Annotated in this window: 3 protein-coding genes; 1 reads left to right on the top strand and 2 read right to left on the bottom strand. The window is 52.5% G+C overall.

The window, feature by feature from the left end; genetic code table 11:
• Positions 1–49: 49 nt before the first annotated feature.
• Positions 50–1,720, bottom strand: a complete 1,671-nt coding sequence (ettA, locus tag ACESLU_RS12275; RefSeq protein ID WP_372638937.1) for an energy-dependent translational throttle protein EttA — start codon at positions 1,718–1,720, stop codon at positions 50–52.
• Between the two features lie 128 nt (positions 1,721–1,848).
• Positions 1,849–2,307, bottom strand: a complete 459-nt coding sequence (locus ACESLU_RS12270; protein WP_372638936.1) for a DUF1456 family protein — start codon at positions 2,305–2,307, stop codon at positions 1,849–1,851.
• A gap of 242 nt (positions 2,308–2,549) precedes the next feature.
• On the opposite strand from ACESLU_RS12270, the gene ACESLU_RS12265 reads away from it, so the two are divergent.
• On the top strand, positions 2,550–3,929 hold the full coding sequence (locus ACESLU_RS12265) for a GntP family permease (RefSeq protein ID WP_372638935.1): 1,380 nt from the start codon (positions 2,550–2,552) through the stop codon (positions 3,927–3,929).
• Positions 3,930–4,252: the final 323 nt, after the last annotated feature.

The raw sequence follows: 4,252 nt of genomic DNA, 5'->3' as shown, positions 1-4,252 counted from the left end.
TACTATTTGAACTCAGGTTTATAATTTATAATTTATAAATCCTGCCCACTCAGTCCCGCATCAACTTTTTATACTGCACGCGTTCGGGATGATACCTGGAGCCGAGTCGTTGTTCACGATTTTCTTCATATTCCGAATAGTTTCCGTGAAACCAGTATACCTGGCTGTTGCCCTCAAAAGCAAGCATATGGGTGGCAATGCGATCCAGGAACCAGCGGTCGTGGGAAATAACGACGGCACAGCCCGCAAAATCCAGCAGGGCCTCTTCCAGGGCGCGGAGGGTATGGACATCCAGATCGTTTGTAGGCTCATCGAGCAGCAGTACATTCGCCTCCTGCTTCAGCATCTTGGCCAGGTGCACCCGGTTGCGTTCTCCACCCGAAATTTCGCTGCACCGCTTCTGCTGATCGGTCCCGCTGAAGTTAAAACGGGCCGTATACGCCCGCGAATTGATTTCGCGATTGCCCAACTTGACGATCTCCCTGCCATCCGAAATTTCCTCCCAGATGGTCTTGTCAGGGTCCAGCGGACGCTTTTGATTTACATATCCAAGCTCCACACTTTCACCGATTTCAATAGTCCCGTTGTCGGGTTCCTCTTCGCCAGTGATCATCTTAAAGAGCGTTGACTTACCGGCCCCATTGGGACCGATGACGCCCACAATACCGCCCGGCGGCAGGCTGAAGTTCATTTCCTCAATTAGCAGCCGGTCGTCGTAGCCTTTGGATACCTTATGGGCCTCAATCACTTTATCACCGAGCCTCGGTCCGGCCGGAATGAAGATTTCCATGTCCTCGCGCTGTTTTTTGCGCTCTTCCGACAGCAGTTCTTCGTACTGATTAATACGCGCTTTGCTCTTCGACCGCTTGCCTTTTGGGTTTTGCTGAATCCATTCGAGTTCTTTCTGCAGGGTCCTTTGTCGCCTGGATACTTTTTTTTCCTCCTGTTCCAGACGCTTTTTCTTCTGCTGCAGCCATGAGCTGTAGTTGCCTTCAAAGGGGATGCCCTCGCCGCGATCGAGTTCCAGAATCCATCCCGCTACGTTATCCAGGAAATAGCGGTCGTGGGTAACGGCGATGACTGTCCCTTCATACCGGGCCAGGTGCTGCTCCAGCCAGGCCACCGATTCGGCGTCCAGGTGGTTCGTCGGCTCATCCAGGAGCAGTACGTCCGGCTTTTTCAGTAAGATGCGGCAGAGCGCCACGCGGCGGGCCTCACCACCGGAGAGGACTTCAACCGGGGTCTCGCCCGGCGGGGTGCGCAGTGCATCCATCGCCTGCTCGAGTTTGCTGTCGAGCTCCCAGGCCCCGAGCTGTTCGATCTTTTCCTGCAGTTTCTCCTGCCTTGCGATCAGCTTCTCAAAATCGGCATCGGGATCTCCGAAGGCGGCATTCACTTCCTCGTATTCAGCCAGCAGGTCGATTTGGTCCTGTACCCCTTCCTGCACGATCTCCTTGACCGTTTTATCGGAATCCAGTTTGGGCTCCTGGGGCAGCATTTCGAAAGAAATGCCTTTATTGCGCGATACTTCGCCCAGGTAGTCCTCGTCATTGCCCGCAATAATATTCAGCAGCGTACTTTTGCCGGAGCCGTTGTTGCCGAGCACGCCGATCTTTGCTCCGTAAAAAAAGGAAAGGTAGATGTCTTTAAGCACATAATTGTTGGGTTTATAAACCTTGCTGACCCCAACCATCGAAAAAATAACTTTTTGATCACTCACTGCGTTTTTAAATTAAGAATTAAAAATTAGGAATTGGGAATTAAAAAGATCTGCCAAGAAGCCATTAAGCACTATTTTCAACCCGTTGAATTGAATAGGTAAAGACAATTAAAAAAAGTTCCCAATTCCTAATTCCTAATTCTCAATGTCAGTCCTTTCAAAAAGTAGCGCAATACCTGATCCCCGCATTGCCGGTAGTTTTTGTGTCCCTCGCGGCGAAACAGCGCGCTCATCTCATGCTTGGAAAGAGAAAATCCGGCCCGCTCCAAAATGTCGTGCATGTCTTTTTCCCGGAGTTTAAAGGCCACCCTCATCTTCTTCAGCACCATATTATTGGTAACGGGTGTTTTAATGGGCCGCGGCGGGTGATCCTTGCTTTTTCCCCGCCTGTAGTAAATAAGTCCGTCGAGAAAATACGCCATCAGCTCATCACTGCTGTCGCTATCCTTTTCATCCTCCGGCTCGAAAATAGCTGCCACCTCTCCCCGCTTGGGTTCGTAGTCTCTCAGCTTCAGGATATGGGCAATTGTAATATCATCCAGATCCAGCATATAGCGGATACTCTGTATTATATCGTCATTTCTCATGAAAAGTAAAAGGTTACAGGCGGGGTTAGGGGATTGGTTTATTACTGGCTGAAAGGTACGGGATTTATGCCTGATCCTAAAATGTAACCGCCGGTTGCGCTTTTATCAAAATTTGTTATAATAGTGACTCGGCTAAAAGCCTACAGGGATGGGATTAAAAAACACCGATCCGGCAGGATGGTGCGCTTTGGTTGATAAGTGTATTAATAAAAACAGTGGCCATTTAATTAAATAAAACAACTATGTACGGATATCTCTTGTCGGCACTGTTGATTACAGCAATCCTCTTTATTGTCGTAAGTACGTCCCGGTGGAAACTGCATCCCTTTCTGGCGCTGCTGCTGGCGGCCTACGGGGTTGGTCTTTTTTCCGGGCTGCCGGGTTCTGAGACCGTTACAGCTATTACCGATGGTTTTGGCGGCACGCTGGGGGCTATCGGCATTGTCATTGCCGCGGGCACGATCATCGGATCGCTGCTGGAAAAGAGCGGAAGTACAAAGGTGATAGCCGAGCTGGTAATACGAGGCATCGGCAAGGCGCGATCGGCCCTGGCGATGAGCCTCACCGGAGCCATTGTTTCCATCCCGGTCTTCTGCGATTCGGGTTTCGTCATTCTTTCTCCGCTGAACCGCTCACTTGCTTCGGAAACCAAACAGTCTCTCGCCACTTTTGCCGTCGCACTGAGCATGGGACTCTATACCACGCATGTCTTTATCCCGCCGACACCCGGCCCCATCGCCGCGGCCGGAACCCTGGAGGCCGATATCGGCTCAGTCATTCTCCTGGGGATAGCCGTGACCATCCCCGTGATTTTCGTGACGTATTTATTTGCCACTTATATCGGCAGACAAATCTATATCGATCCGGACGAACCGGTAACCTCAGACAACAGCAGCGGGGAGGGGGAGGATACAACCGCGGAACAGCCCGTTTCAAGAGCCCATCAACCTGCTGCCGTTACGGCTTTACTCCCTATTTTGGTCCCGATGCTGCTCATTGCCCTGGGCTCGGTCGCCGCCCTGCCCTCCGCCCCGCTGGGGGAAGGATGGGCATCGACGGCCATTCATTTCCTGGGCGATCCGAATACGGCGCTTATCCTGGGGGTTTTTCTGGCGTTCCGGACCATACACCGGGATCGGCGGGGGCCCAGAGTCTATGGCAAATGGGTGGGGGAGGGACTTAAAAGCGCCGGGACGATCATCCTGATTACGGGCGCGGGCGGAGCCTTCGGAAGTGTACTCCGGGCTACGGAGATCGGTAGTTTTCTCGGTCAGTTGCTGGCAGAATGGAATATTGGCATCTTCCTCCCGTTTCTGATTGCCGCTGCGCTTAAGACGGCGCAGGGGTCGTCGACGGTAGCCATCATTACCAGTGCTTCTATCATGCTGCCGCTATTGCCAGAGGCCGGAATGGCAGGGGGACTCGGTCCCGTCCTGGTGACGCTCGCTATCGGGGCGGGGGCAATGACTGTTTCCCATGCCAACGACAGCTATTTTTGGGTGGTCAGCCAATTTTCAGGGATGGATGTCTCCCAGGCCTATCGCCTGCAGACGGTGGGTTCAGCTGTAGCCGGAGTCACGGGCATTACGATGGTTTTCCTGTTGAGCCTGTTTCTGCTCTGAGTGCCATAGTCACTGGCTGCTGGGCTGCTGGGCTGCTGGGCTGCTGGGCTGCTGGGCTGCTGGGCTGCTGGGCTGCTGGGCTGCTGGGCTGCTGGCAGACTATGTATTTCTACACTCTGTGCCAAAAAATTAATCTTGAAATTTAAATAGTGGATACGGGTTAGGGACGGACTCCTGACTCCTGACTCCTGACTCCTGACTCCTGACTCCTGACTCCTGACTCCTGAAGGATGCCGTTTTTGGGACGTCGGGTCAAAGAAGTAGCTTCAAGGTTTATTTTTTCTGCAGTATCGCCAGCTGCTGAAAATCCGGGGATACCTCCA

Origin of the sequence: Fodinibius sp. (genome assembly GCF_041642155.1) — a bacterium.
GTDB lineage: Bacteria > Bacteroidota > Rhodothermia > Balneolales > Balneolaceae > Fodinibius.
Note: the sequence above shows the minus strand (reverse complement) of the source record. Positions and strands in the feature narration are given on the sequence as shown.

Bases quoted from the DNA above. Each gene is read 5' to 3' on its own strand.
- ACESLU_RS12270 (WP_372638936.1), bottom strand. From the start codon at position 2,307: ATGAGAAATGACGATATAATACAGAGTATCCGCTATATGCTGGATCTG.
- ACESLU_RS12265 (WP_372638935.1), top strand. From the start codon at position 2,550: ATGTACGGATATCTCTTGTCGGCACTGTTGATTACAGCAATCCTCTTT.